Annotated in this window: 13 protein-coding genes, 1 pseudogene and 1 riboswitch; of the genes and pseudogenes, 9 read left to right on the top strand and 5 right to left on the bottom strand. The window is 74.9% G+C overall.

Features of this window, described 5'->3' with window-relative positions:
• Positions 1-96 precede the first annotated feature (96 nt).
• Positions 97-858 (top strand): FadR/GntR family transcriptional regulator, encoded by a 762-nt coding sequence (locus CLT72_RS06740; RefSeq protein WP_231926095.1) that lies wholly within the window; start codon positions 97-99, stop codon positions 856-858.
• 133 nt (positions 859-991) lie between these two features.
• Here CLT72_RS06740 and CLT72_RS06745 read toward each other — a convergent pair.
• From CLT72_RS06745 to CLT72_RS06760, 4 genes and pseudogenes are all read right to left on the bottom strand, one after another.
• Positions 992-2413, bottom strand: a pseudogene (locus CLT72_RS06745) (MFS transporter); the annotation flags it as partial.
• A 221-nt stretch (positions 2414-2634) separates the two neighbouring features.
• Complete coding sequence (locus CLT72_RS06750) at positions 2635-3606, bottom strand: mechanosensitive ion channel family protein (RefSeq protein ID WP_101410050.1); 972 nt, start codon at positions 3604-3606, stop codon at positions 2635-2637.
• Between the two features lie 72 nt (positions 3607-3678).
• On the bottom strand, positions 3679-4695 hold the full coding sequence (locus CLT72_RS06755; protein WP_101410052.1) for a hypothetical protein: 1017 nt from the start codon (positions 4693-4695) through the stop codon (positions 3679-3681).
• Positions 4696-4741: 46 nt separating this feature from the next.
• Entirely contained in the window at positions 4742-6376 is a 1635-nt protein-coding gene (locus CLT72_RS06760) for a serine/threonine-protein kinase (RefSeq protein WP_101410054.1), read from the bottom strand.
• A gap of 264 nt (positions 6377-6640) precedes the next feature.
• Between CLT72_RS06760 and CLT72_RS06770 the strand changes: the two genes are divergently transcribed.
• The gene (locus CLT72_RS06770) at positions 6641-8200 is read left to right on the top strand and encodes a sensor histidine kinase (protein ID WP_101410058.1); all 1560 of its coding nucleotides are present in this window, start codon (positions 6641-6643) and stop codon (positions 8198-8200) included.
• A 34-nt stretch (positions 8201-8234) separates the two neighbouring features.
• On the opposite strand, the gene CLT72_RS06775 is transcribed toward CLT72_RS06770, so the two are convergent.
• The gene (locus CLT72_RS06775) at positions 8235-9461 is read right to left on the bottom strand and encodes an MFS transporter (RefSeq protein WP_144082204.1); all 1227 of its coding nucleotides are present in this window, start codon (positions 9459-9461) and stop codon (positions 8235-8237) included.
• Between the two features lie 232 nt (positions 9462-9693).
• On the opposite strand from CLT72_RS06775, the gene CLT72_RS06780 reads away from it, so the two are divergent.
• From CLT72_RS06780 to CLT72_RS06810, 7 genes are all read left to right on the top strand, one after another.
• A complete protein-coding gene (locus CLT72_RS06780) occupies positions 9694-10425 on the top strand; it encodes an RraA family protein (protein ID WP_250102263.1) in 732 nt (243 codons plus the stop codon).
• Between the two features lie 91 nt (positions 10426-10516).
• Positions 10517-10628: riboswitch (SAM riboswitch) on the top strand.
• A 271-nt stretch (positions 10629-10899) separates the two neighbouring features.
• A complete protein-coding gene (locus CLT72_RS06785) occupies positions 10900-11754 on the top strand; it encodes an ABC transporter substrate-binding protein (RefSeq protein ID WP_101410062.1) in 855 nt (284 codons plus the stop codon).
• Between the two features lie 40 nt (positions 11755-11794).
• Complete coding sequence (locus CLT72_RS06790) at positions 11795-12571, top strand: amino acid ABC transporter permease (protein WP_101410064.1); 777 nt, start codon at positions 11795-11797, stop codon at positions 12569-12571.
• 2 nt (positions 12572-12573) lie between these two features.
• The gene (locus CLT72_RS06795) at positions 12574-13311 is read left to right on the top strand and encodes an amino acid ABC transporter ATP-binding protein (RefSeq protein ID WP_101414992.1); all 738 of its coding nucleotides are present in this window, start codon (positions 12574-12576) and stop codon (positions 13309-13311) included.
• A gap of 120 nt (positions 13312-13431) precedes the next feature.
• Entirely contained in the window at positions 13432-14562 is a 1131-nt protein-coding gene (locus CLT72_RS06800) for a peptidoglycan recognition protein family protein (protein WP_101410066.1), read from the top strand.
• A gap of 290 nt (positions 14563-14852) precedes the next feature.
• The gene (locus CLT72_RS06805; protein WP_101410068.1) at positions 14853-17000 is read left to right on the top strand and encodes an amylo-alpha-1,6-glucosidase; all 2148 of its coding nucleotides are present in this window, start codon (positions 14853-14855) and stop codon (positions 16998-17000) included.
• 90 nt (positions 17001-17090) lie between these two features.
• Positions 17091-18311, top strand: coding sequence for a PP2C family protein-serine/threonine phosphatase (locus CLT72_RS06810; protein ID WP_101414993.1), 1221 nt, complete (start codon positions 17091-17093; stop codon positions 18309-18311).
• Positions 18312-18342: the final 31 nt, after the last annotated feature.

The raw sequence follows: 18342 nt of genomic DNA on the forward strand, positions 1-18342 counted from the left end.
CCGCCACCTCGCGGTTTACATCCGCTTAACTTCGGGATGCTAGGCCGAAAAAGCAGACTTATACAAGAGGTAGACCTAACTGATATGCTCCGTCGCGTGGAATCGTCCTCCCCGGGGGCTGTGGCCGCCCAGCTCGCCCCTGTCGAGGCTGGCCTGCACGCACGCGTCCTCGACCGCCTCGGCACGGCCATCTGCGACGGGGAACTGGCACCCGGGTCGGTCCTCAACATCGACGACCTGGTGGACCGCTACGCGGTGTCCCGCTCGGTCGTCCGCGAGGTGTTGCGCGTGCTCGCCTCGATCGGTTTCATCGAGACCCGCCGCCGCGTGGGGGTCATGATCCGCCCGTCGGAACACTGGAACGTCTTCGATCCGCAGGTGATCCGCTGGCGGCTCGCCTCCGCCGGGCGCATCGTGCAGCTGCGCTCGATCACCGAGTTGCGTACCGCCGTCGAGCCGCACGCCGCCTGGCTGGCCGCCAGCCGGGTCGGCCACGACGAGGCGAGCGACCTGGTCGGGCTGGCGGCGAAGATGTGGGCCGCCGGCAAGGCCGGCGACGAGGAGCGCTTCCTCCAGCTCGACATAGAATTCCACCGCCGGATCCTGGTGGCCTCGGGCAACGAGATGTTCGTCCGGTTGCAGGACCTGATCGCCGAGGTGCTCACCGGCCGGCACCAGCACCACCTCATGCCGCACCACCCGCACGAGCAGGCCCTCCAACTGCACGCCGAGGTGGCCCAGGCGATCCAGCGGCGCGACGGCGACCGCGCCCGACGGGCCATGGTGCAGCTCATGGAGCAGGCCTTCGACGAGATGAGTTCGATCTGGGAGCAGACCGGCGAGACCGCCGGCGCCTGACCCGCGACCCGCCGGCCCCGTCCGGCCCACGCTGCCGAGATCGCCGGCCGCCGGTCACCGACCCACGAGGTGGCGGGTCGCCCGCCGGGCGAGCGACCCGGCGGCGGTCGCAGGGACCGCCGCCGGGCCCCGGTCAGCCGGCGCGGCCCGGGTGCTGCGGACCGCAGCCCGGCTGCGCCCCGCTCGCCCGCCCCGGCCCCGGGCGCGCCGGCCGGCCGGCGCGGATCACCAGGAGCAGCGCCACGATCAGGTACGGCACCGCGGCCACCGCGAACGCGACCCCGTTGCCGGCCCCGGTGGCGAGCAGTCCGTACCCGCCGTAGACCGCGATGATCGTGACGTCGGTGGCCATTCCGGCCAACGAGGTGACGGTGGCCCGGCTGGCCCCGGTGATCCGGGCCTGCAACCGGGCGTCGGCGAGCACGGTGGCGAGCTGGAAGCCGCAGAACGCGGCGGCGACCAGCACGAAGCCGAGCGGCCGGGTGAGCAGCGCCCCGGCGGCCAGGGTCAGGGCCGACAGCGCCAGCAGGCCGGCGTACCCCCGGCCGGTCAGCCGCTCCCCCGCCGGGGCGAGCAGGCCACCCACGGCCACCCCCAGCCAGGTGAGCAGAAGCAGCAGCGGCACGGTCGCCTCGCCGACGCCGGTGTCGCGGGCCAGCAGCGGGGTGTACTCGTCCAGGGCGCCCCAGACCGCCGCCACGACCGCCACCAGCAGCACCGCCGCGCGCACGGCCCAGTCGGCGTGGACCTCGGCCAGCCCGGCGCGCAGGCTCGCCCACCAGCCGAGGTCCTCCTCGTCCGCCCCGCCGTCGCGGCCGGTCGGATCGGCTCCCGCGTCGGCCACGACGTCGGCGGGCGCCGCGTCGGCAGGGGCGGGCGCCGCGTCGGCAGCGACAGCGCCGGTGGACGGGCCGGTGTTGACGGGCACGGCCTCGATGGGCACGGCGCCGGCACCGGTGGACGGGCCGGCGTCGGCGGGCACGGTCGTCGCGGGCCGGCGGTGTTCCGGCAGGCGGGTGGCGACGGCGGCGGCGAGCAGGCAGGCCAGCACGCTGGCCGCGCCGACGGCCGGGTAGCCGCCGAGGGCGAACGCGGGGCCCGCCAGCAGGATCGAGGCGAGCACGCCGAGCGTCTCGGCGGTCTTCGCCCGGCCGATGACGCGGGCGTAGCGGCCGGCGGCACCGAGGCGGTCGAGTTCGGTGAAGACCAGCGCCTCCAGCGCCCCCGAGGCGAGGGCCCCGCCGGCGCCCCAGAGCACGAACCCGACGGCGAAGGCCGGGTACGAGGGCACGAGCACCCAGAGGGCGAAGCCGGCGGCGGTGACCACCGGCGCGAGGGCGAGCAGCAGCCGCCGCGACACCGCGTCGGCGAACGCGCCGGAGGGCACCTCCAGCAGGATGCTGGCGGCCGACCAGATCACGAACAGCGACGAGATCTGCCAGACCGACAGGCCGGTGTCACTGAACAGCAGCGCGTACAGCGGATAGAGCAGGACGGCTTCGCTGAGGAACGCGTACCCGTAGAGGGTGGCCGCCAGCCGGCGGACGCGCGCGTCGGACACGCGCGGAGGGTGGACAGTCATGGGACCTTCCTGTGGGGACGAAGCGGACGCCGGACGTACGGCGACCGCGGCGGCCCACGGCAGTGGCCCCTAGCAGTGCATCAACATCGCCACGTCATGCCGGCGATCGTAGTCGCGCCGGCCCGGACGGGCACCCCCCTTCGCCGGACACACGCCGGGGCGGGACCCGGTCGGATCCCGCCCCGGCGTCGTGCTCAGCGGCGGCGTTGCTCGCCGTCCAGCGGCGGGATGACCATGGTGGCCTCGCTGTCCTCCGCGGCCGGGCGGCCTGCGGCGGGCGAGGTGACCTGGGTGGTGTCCGCCTCGCCCTGCCGCGGCACCGGCACGGTCGGGTCGGCGTCGACGCGGGGGCCGGAGACCACCTGGGTGGCCTCCGGGTCCGCGACGGCACGGGGGCCGGACACCACCTGCGTGGCCTCCGGGTCGCCGCTCGTGGCAGCCGCGGCGAGGTGCGCCTCGCTGTCGCGGCGCCCGGCCTGGTAGGCGCGGGCGTGCGTGGCGATCTGCCGCGACTCCTGCTCGGCCCGGCTCAGCCACGACTCCCAGCGGCTCTGCATGGGACGGACCAGCCCGCCGCCCACCCCGACGACGAGGATGCCGCCGACGGTGGCCAGCACCGCGATCAGCACGGGAGTGGTGACGGCGGTGGCCACACCGATCTGGTTGAGCGCGGCGATGACGCCCAGCCCGAGGATGAACACGGAGGCGATGGTGGCGAGGAGCCGGCCGTACGACAGCCCGCCCAGGGCGCCGCTGATGATGTCCTTCACCGCGTTGGCGATGGCGGCGGCGACCACGACGATGACGATCGCGACGAAGGCGCGGGGCAGCCAGGCGATCACGCCCGCGATCAGGTCGGAGATGGGGTTGGGACCCCAGATGCCGAAGGCCAGCTGGAGGGTCACCAGCAGCACCCCGTAGTAGGCGAGCTTGGCGACGATGTCGCTGGCGTCGTACCGGGAGCGGGCCAGGGCGCGACGGATCCCGCCGCGTTCCACGGCACGGTCGAAGCCCACCCGCTCCAGCACCTTGTCCACGATCTTCAGTACGGCCTTGGCGATCAGCCAGCCGACCACCAGGATCGCCACGAAGGCGACGGCCTTGGGCAGGAACAGCATCACCGACCGGAGGGCGTCCCCCACCGCGTCGCCGAAGTTGTCTCTCATCGGTAGTCCTCCACACGGCATCCGGGTTCGTCCGGCCCGACCTACCCCCGGCGACGACCCGGGAAACCCCGCTCAGCGGCGCCGGCAGTCGTAGGACACCGGGGTCTGGGCCTGCACCGGAGCGGGTGAGGTGATGTTGACCGTGGCTGTCTCCGTCGTGGTGCCCACGCCGCTGAAGGTCCAGCGCAGCGTCAGCTCGACGGTGCGCTGGCCGCGCCCGACCCGCTCGGTCAGCAGGCTGCCGGGCGCGCTGCCGGTGCGCAGCCACTGGTAGCGGATCTCCCCGGCCCGGCCGTTGGTCGACACGGTGGCGACCACGTCGATCGTGACGTCACACCGGTCGCCGGCCGGCCGGGCAACCGCCAGCGTCACCCCGGTCACCTCCAGCGGGCTGATCCGCTGCCAGAGGTAGAGGCCGACGGCGGCGAGCAGCGCGACGGTCAGCAGGGTGGACAGCACCGAGGTCACCGTCCGCCATGCCGACCGCCGCCGCGGCGGCGACGGCCACGCGGGCGCTGGCGGCGGGGTCGTCGGCACGCCCGGCCCGAACCGCACCTCCCCGCCGGACGGGGCGGCGGCGCCGGTGGGCCCGCCGGAGAGAGTCCCCGGACCGGGCCCGGTGCCGGTCACGTGCCCGCCCCCCACGGTCGTCGCCCGGGCGGTCCACTCCCCCGACGCGGGTCGCGCCGCCGGCCACGTCCCGGTCCCCCCGCCGACGGCGCGCTGCGGCATCGTCACCTCACCGTGGGCCGACGACCCGGTCGGCCCGCCGGCCGACAGGTAGACCGTCGCGTCATCCGAGGCCGGACGCGCCGTGGGCTCCCCGGCCGACAGGTGCACGGTGGCGTCGCCCGGAGCCAGACGCGCCGTGGGCTCCCCGCCAGACAGGTGCACGGTGGCGTCGCCCGGAGCCAGACGCGCCGTGGGCTCCCCGCCAGACAGGTGCACCGTCGCGTCGCCTGGTGGCAGGTGCACGGTCGGCTCGGTCGGTTGCTGCGGCCGGTGGACCACGAGGCGGGTGGTCTCCGCGGCGTCCGCCGGCCGCCGATGGGTGGGCAGCGCCTCGGTGGGGTCGTTCGGCTGGGTCACGGCGGCCCGTCCTCCGTCGTCGTGGTCGGCATCGAGGTGTCCGGGCTCAGCCCGGCGTGCAGTATGGATGCAGCGTCACGTGGACCGGCGAACCCTCGGCCGAGGTGTTGCCGGCCTCGTCCACGGCGACGACCCGGACCGGGATCCGGGTGGTCTCCGCCGGCCGGGGCAGGTCGCCCAGGACGCCCCGGAACACTCCGCGCGCAGACGACGCCATGGGCACCTCGGTCGTACGACCGTCCAGCGTGTAGCGGAGGCTGACCCTCAGCTCCCCCGCGGCCGTACGGTCGTCGGAGACGACAGCGGACACCGTGCTGGACGTGGGTCCGTACGGGCAGCCCCGGGGGTCGAGTTCGCCCGGGCTGGCCGTCACCCGTCCGACAGAGGGTGCGACGGTGTCCACCGGCGCGGCGCTGGCGCTGGTCGGTGCGGCGGGGCTGGGGGCGGACGTCGCCGGGGCGCCCGTGCCGTCCGGCGCCGCCGTCGTCGCGGTCGGGGCAGGGGCCGGGGCAGTGGCCGGCGGGTCCGGCGTCGGCGTCGCCACGGCCGTCGGGGTGGCCAGCGCGGTGGCCGGGACGGACGGCGCGCCCGTGGGGGCCGCCGGCACGTCGGGTGGTGGGGTCGCGGCGGCGGGCAACGGCTCCTCGCGGCCGGCGTAGCTGAGCCCGGCGCCACCCAGCAGGAGCGCCGCCGCCAGCCCGCCGCCGGCCAGCGCCGCGCGGGCCCGGCCGGATCGTAGCCACGTCCACCGGCCCGACTCCTCGCCGAACGCGGTGCCGGCCAGGCTGGTGGCCCCGCCCGTGCCGTCCGGGAACGGCAGGAGGGCGGCGAGCAGGGCCACCCTCCGGGCCAGTTCGCGCAGGCCGCGCTCCTCCCACCGCCGCCCGTACGCCTCGGCCGCCACCTGCTCCAACACGGCCAGGAAGACCTGGGCGGGTTGCGGTCGCTCGGCCGGTTGCTTCGCCATGCCGTGCCGCAGCAGGTCGTGCACCGGGACGGGAGCCGGGTCGGTCGGGATCGGCGCGCGGGCGTGCTGCTGGCGCAGCGTCGGCAGGTCCCGCCCGTCGAAGGGCGGCCGGCCGGTGAGGCACTCGTAGAAGGTGGCGGTGGCCGCGTAGATGTCGCAGGCCGGGCTGGCCGGCGCGCCCGTCCACTGCTCGGGCGCCATGTAGCGGGGGGTGCCGGTGACGCTGACCCCCGAACTTCCGCCCACCGGCATGGCGATGCCGAAGTCGGCCAGCTTGCTGGTGCCCTCGGCGGTGACCAGCACGTTCTCCGGCTTGTAGTCACGGTGCACGACGCCCCTGGCGTGCGCCGCGCCGAGCCCGGCCAGCGAGCCCTTGAGGACGCAGAGCGCCGACTCCGGCGTCGTCGGTCCGTGCGTGCGCAGCATCTGCCGCAGCGACACCCCGTTGACCAGCTCCATGACGATCGCCGCGCCGCTGGGCGACTCGACGTACTCGTAGAGGCGGGAGACGTGCGGGTCGTCGATCTCGGCCAGCAGCCGGGCCTCGGCGCGGAACGCGGTACGGAACGTCGGATCGTCGCCGATCCCGCCGGTGAGGTACTTGATCGCGACCGGGGTGCCGGTCGCGTCGTGCACGGCGAGGTCCACCCGGCCGGACGCGCCGGCGCCGAGCTGCCGCACCGGACGGTAGCCGGAGACCTGCCAGCCGCTCACGCGTACACCTCCCCCGTGCCGGGGGCGGTGGGGCCGCCCCCGGTCGCCATTGTGGTCGCGGGCGCCGGCGCGGCCATCGGCGCAACGGCTGCTTCCGGCCCCCGGACGTCCGGGGCGTCCCGGCGGACGGCGGCATGGTCGGTTACGGACACACGCCACTGGTAGCACCCGAGGGCAAGCACCCCGCGCCCGCGCCGCGTCGGCTGCACTAAGGTGCAGGTCGTGGGCAGCGAGGCGACTCCCGAGGCAACGACCCGTCGTCCGATGACGACCCGCCGGTGGCTCACTGTCCTGTTGCTGACGATGTCCGCCATCGTCCTGCTCGGCGGCGGCGCCGGCGCCGCCGCGCTGCGGCACACCGCCGGGGTCTCCAACCATCTCGCCGACCGGATCGCCCCGGCCCGTACGGCCGTCGGCCAGCTCGACAGCGGCCTGCTCGCCCAGGCGGCGGCCGTACGCGGCCACGTCGTCACCGCCGATCCGCGTTTCCTCGACTCGTACCGGCAGGGCGTCGAGGGCGAACGCGCCACCATGTCGCGGCTGCGCGTCCTGCTCGCCGACGAGCCGGAGGCGCTGGGCGACCTGGAGCGGTCGCGGCGGCTGGCCGACCGCTGGCGCACGGAGTTCGCCGAACGCCTGATCGCCTCCCGGCAGGCCGGCGCGCCGCCGCAGGAGCTGGCGCCGCTGGTGACCGGGGACGCGCAGACCTTCGAGGCGGTGCGCGCCGAGCTGACCGGGCTGGTCGGCCGCCTGGACGGAATCCGCGACGCCGGCCGGGACGACCTCGACGCCGCCCGGGCGCTGCGGGACCTGACCTTCGTGGCGATCCTCGCGGCCCTGCTGGTGTGCGGGATCGTCGGCTCCGTGCTGGTGCGTACGCGGGTGCTGCGGCCGCTGGACCGGCTGGGCGCCTCGGTGCGTCAGGTGGCCGGCGGCGACTTCCGGCACCGGCTGCGGCCCGACGGGCCGGCCGACATCGCCCGGCTGACCAGCGACGTGGAGACGATGCGCCGCGCCGTCGTGGAGGCGTGGGAACGCAGTCAGCACGACCGCGACGCCCTGGAACAGCAGGCGGACGAGCTGCGCCGCTCCAACGAGGACCTGGAGCAGTTCGCGTACGTCGCCTCGCACGACCTTCAGGAGCCGCTGCGCAAGGTGGCGTCCTTCTGTCAGATGCTGGAGCGCCGCTACGCCGACCAGCTCGACGACCGGGCCCGGCAGTACATCGGCTTCGCCGTCGACGGGGCGAGCCGCATGCAGGAGCTGATCAACGATCTGCTCACCTTCTCCCGGATCGGCCGGGTCTACGGCGACGAGCGGGAGGTCGACCTGGCCGAGGTGTTCGCGCAGGCCGAGGCGAACCTGTCCCGGGCCGTGGAGGAGTCGGGCGCGACGATCGACCGCGACCCGCTGCCCACCGTACGGGGCGAGCCGACCCTGCTGACCATGCTGTGGCAGAACCTGCTGGGCAACGCGGTCAAGTTCCGCGACCCGGACCGGGCGCCGCGCATCCGGGTCACCGTGACGGACACCGCGCAGGGCTGGTCCTTCGCCGTCGAGGACAACGGCATCGGCATCGACCCCCGGTACGCGGAGAAGATCTTCGTCATCTTCCAGCGGCTGCACCCCCGGGGCGCGTACCCGGGCACCGGCATCGGGCTGGCGGTGTGCAAGAAGGTCGTCGAGTACCACGGCGGGACGCTGGGCCTGGACGAGGCGTACCGCGACGGGACCCGCTTCGTGTTCACGCTGCCGCGGGTGCCGGCGGCGGTCGTACCCGGGCAGCCGGGCCAGCCAGCCGAGGAGTCGGCGGCCGGGGTCTGAGCCCGCCCCGGCGCACCGCCGACCGGCCCCTCGATCAGCTCGCCGATCGACCGCCGCCGGCGGCGCGGGTGGCGGCCAGCGCGATCCCGCACGCCGCGACGGCGCTCAGCGGGGCGATCAGGAAGCCGACGGTCACCTCCCCCGCCGCGTCCAGCACGGCACCGGCCACCGCCGCGCCGCCCGCGCTGCCCACCGAGAACGCCGTCGCCGCCCACGCGAACGCCTCGGCCACCGTGCCGGTGGGAGCCACGTCGTCGATCGCGACGAAGGCGATGGTCAGCAGCGCCGGCAGCGCGAGCCCGCTGACCGCCATCAGCCCCAGCATCGCGGGCGGGGTCGGGGTGAGCAGCAACGGCAGGTAGCCGACGGCGAAGACGCCGACCGCGCGGGGCAGCGTGGCGTGCCGGCGCAGCCCGCCGAAGCGTACGTAGAGCAGGCCGCCGACCAGCGCCCCGGTGGCCTGCGCGGCGAGCAGCCAGCCCGCCCAGGACCGGGCTCCGGCGGCCTCGGCGTAACCGGTCGCGGCGACCGTCACGCTGCCCACCGCCGCGCCGACCAGCAGCAACGCGCCGAGGACCAGGCGCAGCCGGCCGGCACGCAGCGGCCCGGCCCAGTGGCGTACGGCCGGCTCGCCCCGCCAGCGACGCACCGCGTCGGTCGTGGCGAACCACGCGGTGCCGGCCGCCTGGAAGCCCGCGGCGGCGGCCAGACCGCCGGTCGGGCCGGCCAGGGCCACGGCGGCGAGCGTGACCACCGGGCCGAGGATGAAGATCAGCTCCTGGACGGCGATGTCCAGGGTGTACGCGGTCTGCACGCGGTGCGCGGGGAGCAGGTCGCGCCAGAGCACCCGCAGGCACGACTCGAACGGCGGCGCACCCGCCCCGGCCAGGGCGGCGGCGCACACCGTCACCGGCAGGTTCACGTGCGCGGCCGTGAGGGCGAAGCCGATCGTCGACGCCGTCACGGCCAGCCACAGCACCGGCGGCTGCCGCCAGCGCTGCGCCATCCGGGCGAGCATCGGCTGGCCCACGGCGGTGCCGGCGGTGAACGCGCCGACGAGCAGGCCCGCGACGGTCAGCGTCATGCTCTCGCGGGCGAACACCAGCAGGGCCAGCGGGGCCGCGCCGAGCGGGATCCGGCCGAGCAGGCTGGCCGCCAGGACCCGGGCGGCCCGTGGCGCCCGGAGCACCGCGACGGCGGAGGTGTCGGTGAAATCGGCGGCGGCGGGCGGTACGACGTCGGTGTGCTCGGGTGTGGGCATGGCGGAACGCTCCCGGAGGTGTGGCGGGGGTGAACGGCGGGCGGTGTGGCACCGGGCCGGTCAGGGAGCGAAGTCGGAACGGTCGTGGTCGTTGCCGTACAGCGGCAGGTCGGGGGTGATCCAGCGGCCGTAGGCGACGGCGACGGCCTCGATCGGGATCACGTGGACAGTCTAGGTCCGAGCCAGCGGCACCGGATTGGACCTCGCCGCGGCGGCACCCGTGCTTCCTACGATGACGACCCACGCACCACCGCGCCGCCGGGAGGACGTCATGCGGGAGCGCTTCGCCGAGCTGTCCACGCCGCTGATCGCCGACGCCTGCGTACGCCTCGGCGTGCCCCCGCGCGCGGCGCCGGCCGGGATCCGGGCGGTCGTGCCCGGTCACCGCCTCGTGGGCCGGGTGCTGCCGGTGCGCCACCACGGCAGCGTGGACGTGTTCCTGGAGGCGTACGGCGACGCCGCCGCCGGTGACGTGCTCGTCATCGACAACGGCGGGCGGACCGACGAGGCGTGCGTCGGGGACCTGGCGGTGCTGGAGGGCGCCGCGGCCGGTGTCGCCGGGCTCGTCGTCTGGGGTCTGCACCGCGACACCCCGGAGCTGGTGGAGATCGGCCTGCCGGTCTTCAGCTACGGCAGCCTGCCGGCGGGGCCGGCCCGGCTCGATCCGAGGGAGCCGGAGACGCTGACCAGCGCCCGGGTCGGGCCGCACCTGGTGACCGCCGACGACCTCGTGGTCGCCGACGACGACGGGGTGCTGTTCCTGCCCGCCGCGCGGGCTGCGGAGCTGTTCGCGGCGGCGGAGCGCATCGGCACCGTCGAACGGCTCCAGGCGCGGCGCATCCGCGCCGGGGAGACGCTGCGGGAGCAGACCGCCTTCGCCGACTACCTGGCCCGTCGCGCCGCCGAGCCCGGGCTCACCTTCCGGCAGCACCTGCGCCGCGTCGGCGGGGCGATCGAGGAGTGACCGGGGAGCACCCCCGGGGGCGCCGGGAGCGCGTGAGGGTGGTCATAACGGCTGGACGGCCCGGCGTGGGGGGCTGCTAGCCTCGTCGGCAGGTCATGAGCGCCAGCGTCAAGCCCCGGCTCGCTGGCCGGCAACCCTCGTCCGCGCAGGGGTGCCCCGGGTGAAGACCAGGCATCGGAGCGGCTCCGGTGCAAGCGCGGCCTGGTTCCAGGTCGACACCGACCGAGGAGAGCCATGCACCTGCGCACCTTCCCCCCACCGGCGGTCTCCGCCGTGGCACCGGCGTCGCCGGCGCTGACGCGGCGCCGCCACATCGACATGATGCGGGTCTGCGCCACCTCCTGTCGCCCCGGCGACGCGCGCTAGGCGCGCCACCCCCTCTTCCCGGAACCATCCCAGCGGTACGCCCATCGGGCGCACCGTCGGCGACGCACGCCCGTGCCCGTCGCCGGAGACACCTCATCGGAGACACCTGTGCGCATCCTGACGTCCCTCACCCGGGCCGCCGCCCTCGGCGTGGCCGCCGTCCTCGCCGCCACCGCCCTGACCGGCTGCGGCGACGACGCGGCCGGCGCGGCCGACAACCCGTACGGTCTGCTCCAGCCGGGCGTGCTGCGCGCCGGCACGCTCACCGACGCCCCGCCGAACGTCTACCTCAAGGACGGGAAGTTCACCGGCTTCGACAACGATCTGCTCGTCGCGGTCGCGCAGAAGGTCGGCCTGAAGGTGGAGTTCGTCGGCACCGACTTCTCCGCCCTGCTCTCGCAGGTCAACAACCGCAAGTTCGACGTCGGCAGCTCCTCTATCACGATCACCGAGGCGCGCAAGAAGACCGTCGACTTCGGCAACGGCTACGACTTCGGCCACTTCGGACTCGACGTGCCGGCCGGCTCGTCCGTCACCGGCTTCGACCAGCTCGCCGGCAAGCGGGTGGTGGTCGTGCAGGGCACCGTCCAGGACGACTACGCCACCGGCGAGGGGCTCGATCCGGTCCGGGTGCCCGACTACAACGGCGCGATCAACCAGCTCAAGGCCGGCACGGCCGACGCCTGGATCGCCCCGGCCGAGATCGGCGACAAGTCGGCCGCCGACAGCGGCGGCAAGATCACGGTGGCGGCCAAGCTGCTCAGCCCGGCCCCGACGGCGTACGCGGTCGCCAAGGGCAACGACAAGCTGCGCGAGGCGCTGAACAAGGGGCTCGACGAGGTGATCGCCGACGGCACGTGGAGCCGCCTGCAGGCCCAGTACTACCCGGGCCGGCCGATCCCGGCCGACTTCACGCCGGGCAGCGGCACGGTCGCGGTGCCGTCGACGTCGGCCACCTCCTGAGACGTACGGACGACGAGCGGGCGGGGCGGTGGGAGCGACGATGGATCCGTTGAGCACCCTGTGGGAGACCTTCTTCGACGCGGACTCCATGCGCGAGGCGCTGCCCGAGATGCTGACGGTGGGGCTGCCCAACACGCTGATCCTGGCGATCTCCGCCGCCCTGCTCGGCTCGGTGCTCGGCATGGCGCTGGCCGTCGCCGGCATCTCGCGTACGCGGTGGTTGCGGTGGCCGGCGCGGGTCTACACCGACGTGTTCCGCGGCCTGCCGGCCGCGGCGACGATCCTGCTCATCGGGGTCGGCCTGGCGCCGCTGGGGATGCAGGTGTGGGGGCCCAACCCGTATCCCCTGGGCATCCTGGCCCTGTCGCTGATCGCGGCGGCCTACATCGGCGAGATCTTCCGCTCCGGCATCCAGTCGGTGGAGGCCGCGCAGCTGGAGGGGGCCCGGGCGCTGGGCCTGTCCTGGGGCGAGGCGATGCGCCTGGTGATCGTCCCGCAGGGGATCCGGCGGGTGCTGCCGGCCTGGGTGAACCAGCTCATCGCGCTGATCAAGGACTCCAGTCTGGTCTACTTCCTCGGTCTGCTGGCCAGCCAGCGCGAGCTGTTCCGCATCGGGCAGGACTACGCGGCGAACACCGGCAACCAGTCGGCGCTGCTGCTGGCCGGGCTGTTCTACCTGACGCTGACGGTCCCGCTGACGCACGCCGTCAACTGGATCGACCGGCGGCTGCGGCACGGCCGGCAGGCCACCCCCGGCGACGCCGACGACGACCTCGACCTGGCGCTGCCGGGCGCGGCGGGAGGGAACCAGCGATGAGCATCGACACGACGACCTCGGTGAGCCTGAGCGTCCGCGACGTGCACCTTGCCTTCGGGGCGAACCGGGTGCTGCGCGGGGTGGACCTGGACGTGGCGCGCGGGGCGACGGCCTGCGTGATCGGCCCGTCCGGGTCGGGCAAGTCCACCCTGCTGCGTACGATCAACCGGCTCATCGAGCCCGACCGCGGCGACGTGCTGCTCGACGGGCGCAGCGTGCGCGGCGACGACCCGGACGCCCTGCGGCAGCGGGTGGGCATGGTCTTCCAGCAGTTCAACCTCTTCCCGCACATGAGCGTGCTGCGCAACGTCACCCTCGCGCTGCGCCGCATCCGCAAGCTCGACGCGGACGAGGCGGCGGCGGTCGCCCGCGACCACCTGGAGCTGGTGGGGCTGGCGGCCAAGGCCGACGCCCGCCCGGCGCACCTGTCGGGCGGGCAGCAGCAGCGGGTCGCGATCGCCCGCGCGCTGGCGTTGCGCCCGCAGGTGATGCTCTTCGACGAGGCGACCTCCGCCCTGGACCCGGAGCTGGTCAAGGGTGTGCTGGGGCTGATGGCCGAGTTGTCCGCCGGTGGCATGACGATGGTGGTGGTGACCCACGAGATGGGCTTCGCCCGCGAGGTCGCCGACACGGTGGCGTTCATGGATCGCGGCGTGGTGCTGGAGGCCGGTGAGCCGGCCGCGATCTTCGAGCGGGCGGAGCATCCCCGGCTGCGCCGCTTCCTCTCCCAGGTGCTCTGACGGTCGGCCTCTGGCGCACTGCCGCGCCTTGGCAATATCCTCCACTGCACACGCGAAGCCTGGAGTTCCTTTTCACGGGGCCGCCCCCGCCCCCACCTCCGGCCGCAGAGGAGAGACGCCATGCACGTCGAGGATTCCGCACTGGACCGCCGGACCCTGCTGCGCGCCGGCCTCGGCGCCGCCACGGTCGCGGTCGTCGGCAGCCAGCTCGCCCTCCCGGGCACCGCGCAGGCGGACCCCGGCTCCGAACTGGACTGGATCTACAGCTGCGACGAGTGGGGCGCGCGCCCGCCGGCGGACCCGCTGTCGGTCAGCGCCATCCCCACCAACAAGATCATCGTGCACCACATGGCGTTCCCCAACGTCACCGACTACTCCGAGGCGCAGGCGGTCAAGCTGGCCCGCGACTGCCAGAACCTGCACATGGACGGCAACGGCTGGTCCGACACCGGCCAGCACTTCACCATCAGCCGCGGCGGCTACGTCATGGAGGGGCGCCGGGGCAGCCTGGAGCGGCTGCGGGCCGGCGACCGGCAGATGATCTCGGCACACTGCCCGGGCGAGAACGGCCGCGCCATCGGCATCGAGAACGAGGGCACGTACGTCACCGAGACGCCGCCGGAGGCCCTGCTGGACTCGCTGGTCGCGCTCTGCGCCACCATCTGCCGGCGGTACGGGCTGCACGCCCACGACATCTTCGGCCACTGGGACTTCCGTACCACGCTCTGCCCCGGGGCGGCCTTCTACCGGCAGTTCCCCACCCTGCGCCGCCGGGTCTTCGAGGAACTCGGCACCGACCTCGGCGACGTGCCGGCCCGCCGCTGGCCGGACCTGTGGCGCTTCGTCGGCTCCCCCTCCGTGCGGGTGGTGCAGTACCTGCTCGCCCACCGGGGCTACGCCGTACCGGTCAACAGCGTCTTCGACGCCGCCACCGTCGCCGCCGTGCAGGACTGGCAGTACCGCAACGGCATCGGTGTCGACGTCGACGCCACCCTCACCGCGCCCACCTGGGAGACCCTGGTGCCGGAGCTGGGCAGGGACGCCTCCGGCCTACCGGTCACCGCCGTGCAGTTCCTGCTGAACTTCCGGGGCCACACCGAGGTCATCCCCACCGGCGAGTACGACCACCCGACCAAGATGGCCGTCAAGGACCTCCAGCGCGTCCACGGCCTGCCGGCCCACGGCAAGCTGGACCTCGACACCTGGTGCGCGCTCGTCGGCGGCGTCGTACGCCGGTCGTTCCGCCACTGACCACCGCCGCCGGCCCGTGGGGGGCGAGCCCGCACGGGCCGGCGGAACGCGGGCGGGCGCCGGAGCCGGGCGACGGACCCTGAGCAGTCGGCCTCGTGCGGGCACCGGCCGGCCGCGCCGGGACACGTGTAGCGGCGGCGCGAGCGGGTAGGGACCGCTGTCCGACGGGCCGGGTCGGCACCCGAGGGTGCGCTCCGGCCCGCAGCCGCCGGCCAGGGGGTGCACCCGATGCTGTCCACGCCTGCGCACCCGCGACGCGCCCGCCCCGGCGCGATCCCGCCCCGGCCGCGATGAGCCGCGTCCGCGACCTGCGCGTCCGCCCGGACCTGAACTACGTGGCGAGCGGCTGGAGCACCCTGGTCACCGACGTACGCGGCCGGATCACCGGGGCCGATCCGCAGGGCTTCTTCGCCCGCAACACCCGGGTGCTGAGCGCCGAACGCCTCAGCGTGGACGGCCGCGAGCCGGTCCCGTTCAGCACGGCCAACGTGGCCGGACACGCCCAACTCTCGTACGCCGCCCTCGGCGACGCCGAGACGCTGCCCTCCCGCGCGGCCTACCTGCTGGTGGAGCGCTTCGTCGGGGAGGGGCTGCGGACCCGGCTCACCGTGCTCAGCTACGCGGCCGTGCCGCTGGACCTGCGGCTGCGCATCCACCTCGCCGCCGACTTCGCCGACACCAGCGAGGCGGAGACCGGCCGCCGGGCGCAGTCCGGCACGGTCGACGCGGACTGGGACGAGCGGGAACGGGAGCTCCGCCTGACCTACCGGTGCGACGGCCTCGACCGGGCGGTGGCGATCGGCGTACGGACCGACCTGCCCGTCCGGTACGCCGAGGGCGCCCTCACCGTCGACGTCGCGGTGGCGCCCCGGGAGTCCCGGCGGGTGGACCTGCTCGTCGAGCCGGTCTTCGACGGGCAGCGCCTCGCCGCGCCGCCGCCGGGCTTCGCCGAGCCGGACGACGCCGCCGCGCGTGCCCGGGGCACCCTGGCCCGCGAACTCGCGCGGCTGGGCAGCAGCAACTTCGACGTCACCGCCGCCTGGCGGTGCGCCGTCGACGACCTGTCCGTGCTGCCGTTGGGGGAACCGGACGGGCCGACGGCGCCCATGGCCGGTCTGCCGATCTACCAGGAGATCTTCGGCCGCGACACGATGACCGCCTCGTGGCAGGCGCTGCTCGCCGGCCCCACGATGCTGGCGGACAGCCTGCGGCTCAACGCCCACCACCTCGGGCGGCGCGTCGACGACTGGCGCGACGAGGAACCCGGCAAGCCGCTGCACGAGGCACGACGGGGCCCCGTGTCCGCGCTCGGGATCGACCCGTTCGCCGGCTACCACGGCGACTGGTCGACCGCGCCGGACTTCCTGGTCTTCCTCGGCCAGTACCTGGCCTGGACCGGGGACCTCGACACCGTGCGGGACCTGCTGCCCACCGCGCGGCGCGTCCTGGGCTGGATCGACCGGTACGGCGACCTCGACCGGGACGGCTTCCTCGAATACCACCGCCGCTCCCCCGCCGGGCTGAAGAACCAGGGCTGGAAGGACTCGGACACCGCCATCGTCGACGAGCACGGCGAGGTGGTGCCGAACCCGATCGCGACCAGCGAGTTGCAGGCGTACTGGTACGCCGCGCTGCGGCACGCCGGGATGGTCTTCGCCGCCACCGGTCACCCCGCGTACGGCGCCGGGCTGGTGCGCCGGGCCGCCGCCCTGCGGCGCCGCTTCCAACGGGCCTACTGGATGCCGGAGCGGGGCTGCTACGCGCTGGCGCTGGGACCGGACAAGCGGCAGGTGCGCTCGGTCAACTCCAACGACGGGCACCTGCTGGCCGCCGGGATCGTGCCCACCCGCATCGCGCCCCTGGTCGCCGACCGGTTGTTCGCCCCCGACATGTTCAGCGGCTGGGGCGTGCGCACCCTGTCCTCGGCGCACCCGGCCTACGACCCGTTCAGCTACCACCGGGGCAGCGTCTGGCCCGTCGAGGCGGGCACGATCGGCCTGGGGCTGGCCCGCTACGGCTGCTGGGAGCACCTGCACCGGCTCGCGGAGGGCATGTTCTCCGCGGCGGCGCTCTTCGCCGGGCACCGCCTGCCGGAGGTGCTCAGCGGCCTGCCCCGCGACGACGCCCACCCGCACCCCGGCGTCTATCCGGACTCCTGCTCCCCGCAGGCCTGGTCCGCCAGCGCGGTCGTGGCGCTGATCCAGGCCCTGCTGGCGCTGCGCCCGGCCGCGCCGCTGCGCACGATCTTCGTCGATCCGCACCTGCCGGAGTGGCTGCCGGAGATCGTGCTGGAGGGCGTGCGGGTCGGCGGTCGCACCGTGGACCTGACCGTCCGCCGCGGACGCGGCGGACGTACGTCGCTGCGCGCCCGTGGCGACCGCATCGCGGTGGTCCGCCGGCCCACCCTCCAGGCGTGGGCGACCCGCCGCCGGGCCTGACCGGGCGGTCCCGCCGGCGACTGACGAGCCGCGCCGGCACCGCACGGTCGCGGAGGCGGTCGGCGCGGTCCACGGGGCTAGGATCCTGTGGTGGTCGAGCAGAGGCTCATCGGGGACGACGAACGGTTGCGCCGCATCCAGGCGGTGACCGACGCGACGCTGTCCCGCCTCGACGCCGCCGACCTCTTCGACGAGCTGCTCGACCGTGTCCGGGACCTGCTCGACGTCGACACGGCGGCCATCCTCCTGCTGGACACGCACGCCCAGCAGCTCGTGGCCACCGCGGCGAAGGGGCTGGAGGAGGAGGTCCGGCAGGGCTTCCGCGTCTCCGTGGGCCGCGGGTTCGCCGGCCGCATCGCCCTGACCCGACGCCCGGTGGTCGTCGAGGACGTCGTCCCCGGCAGCGTCGTCAACCCGGTCCTGGTGTCGATGGGGCTGCGGTCGCTGCTCGGCGTGCCGGTGTTCGCCCGGGGCGAGCTGATCGGGGTCCTGCACGTCGGCACGCTGCGCCGACGTCACTTCACCGACGACGACGTACGCCTGCTGGAGCTGGTCGCCGACCGGGCCAGCCTGGCCAGCCTCGCCCGGTCGAACAACCTCGACCACAGCGCCGCCCTCGCCCTGCAACGCAGCCTGCTGCCCACCCAGTTGCCCGGCGTGCCGGGCCTCGACCTGGCCGCCCGCTACGTGCCCGGGCACGTCGCCGGCGTCGGCGGCGACTGGTACGACGTGTTCGTCCTGCCGTCGGGCTGGCTGGGCCTGGTCATCGGCGACGTGTCGGGCCACGGCCTCCAGTCGGCCGTGGTGATGGGGCGCATCCGCAGCGCGCTGCGCGCCTACGCGCTGGTCTGCGACGACCCGGCGGAGGCGTTGACGCTCCTCGACCGCAAGGTCGGCCACTTCGAGGCCGGCAACCTGACCACGGCGCTGTACGCCATGATCTCCCCCGACCGCACCCGCATCCGGCTCTCCGCCGCCGGGCACCTGCGTCCCGTCCTCGCCGTACCGGGGCGGTCGGGCGAGCCCGTCGCGGTCCACGCCGACCCCCCGCTCGGCACGGGTCGCCGGCCGCCGGCCCGCCAGCACACGGAGGTGCGGTTCCCGCCGGGAGCGGTGTTCGTCTGCTTCACCGACGGCCTCGTCGAACGCCGCCACGAGGTCATCGACGTCGGCCTCGGGCGGCTCGCCGACGTGGTCCGGCCGGCGCCGGCCGAGCAGGTCTGCGCCACGGTGATGGGCGCGCTGGCCGCCGAGCAGCCGACCGACGACATCGCCATGCTGGTCGTCCACCGCCCGCCGGCGTCGCCCTGATCCGCGCGCCGTCCGGGTCGTCGACGCCGGC

The sequence above is a fragment of the Micromonospora sp. CNZ309 genome (assembly GCF_002846525.1).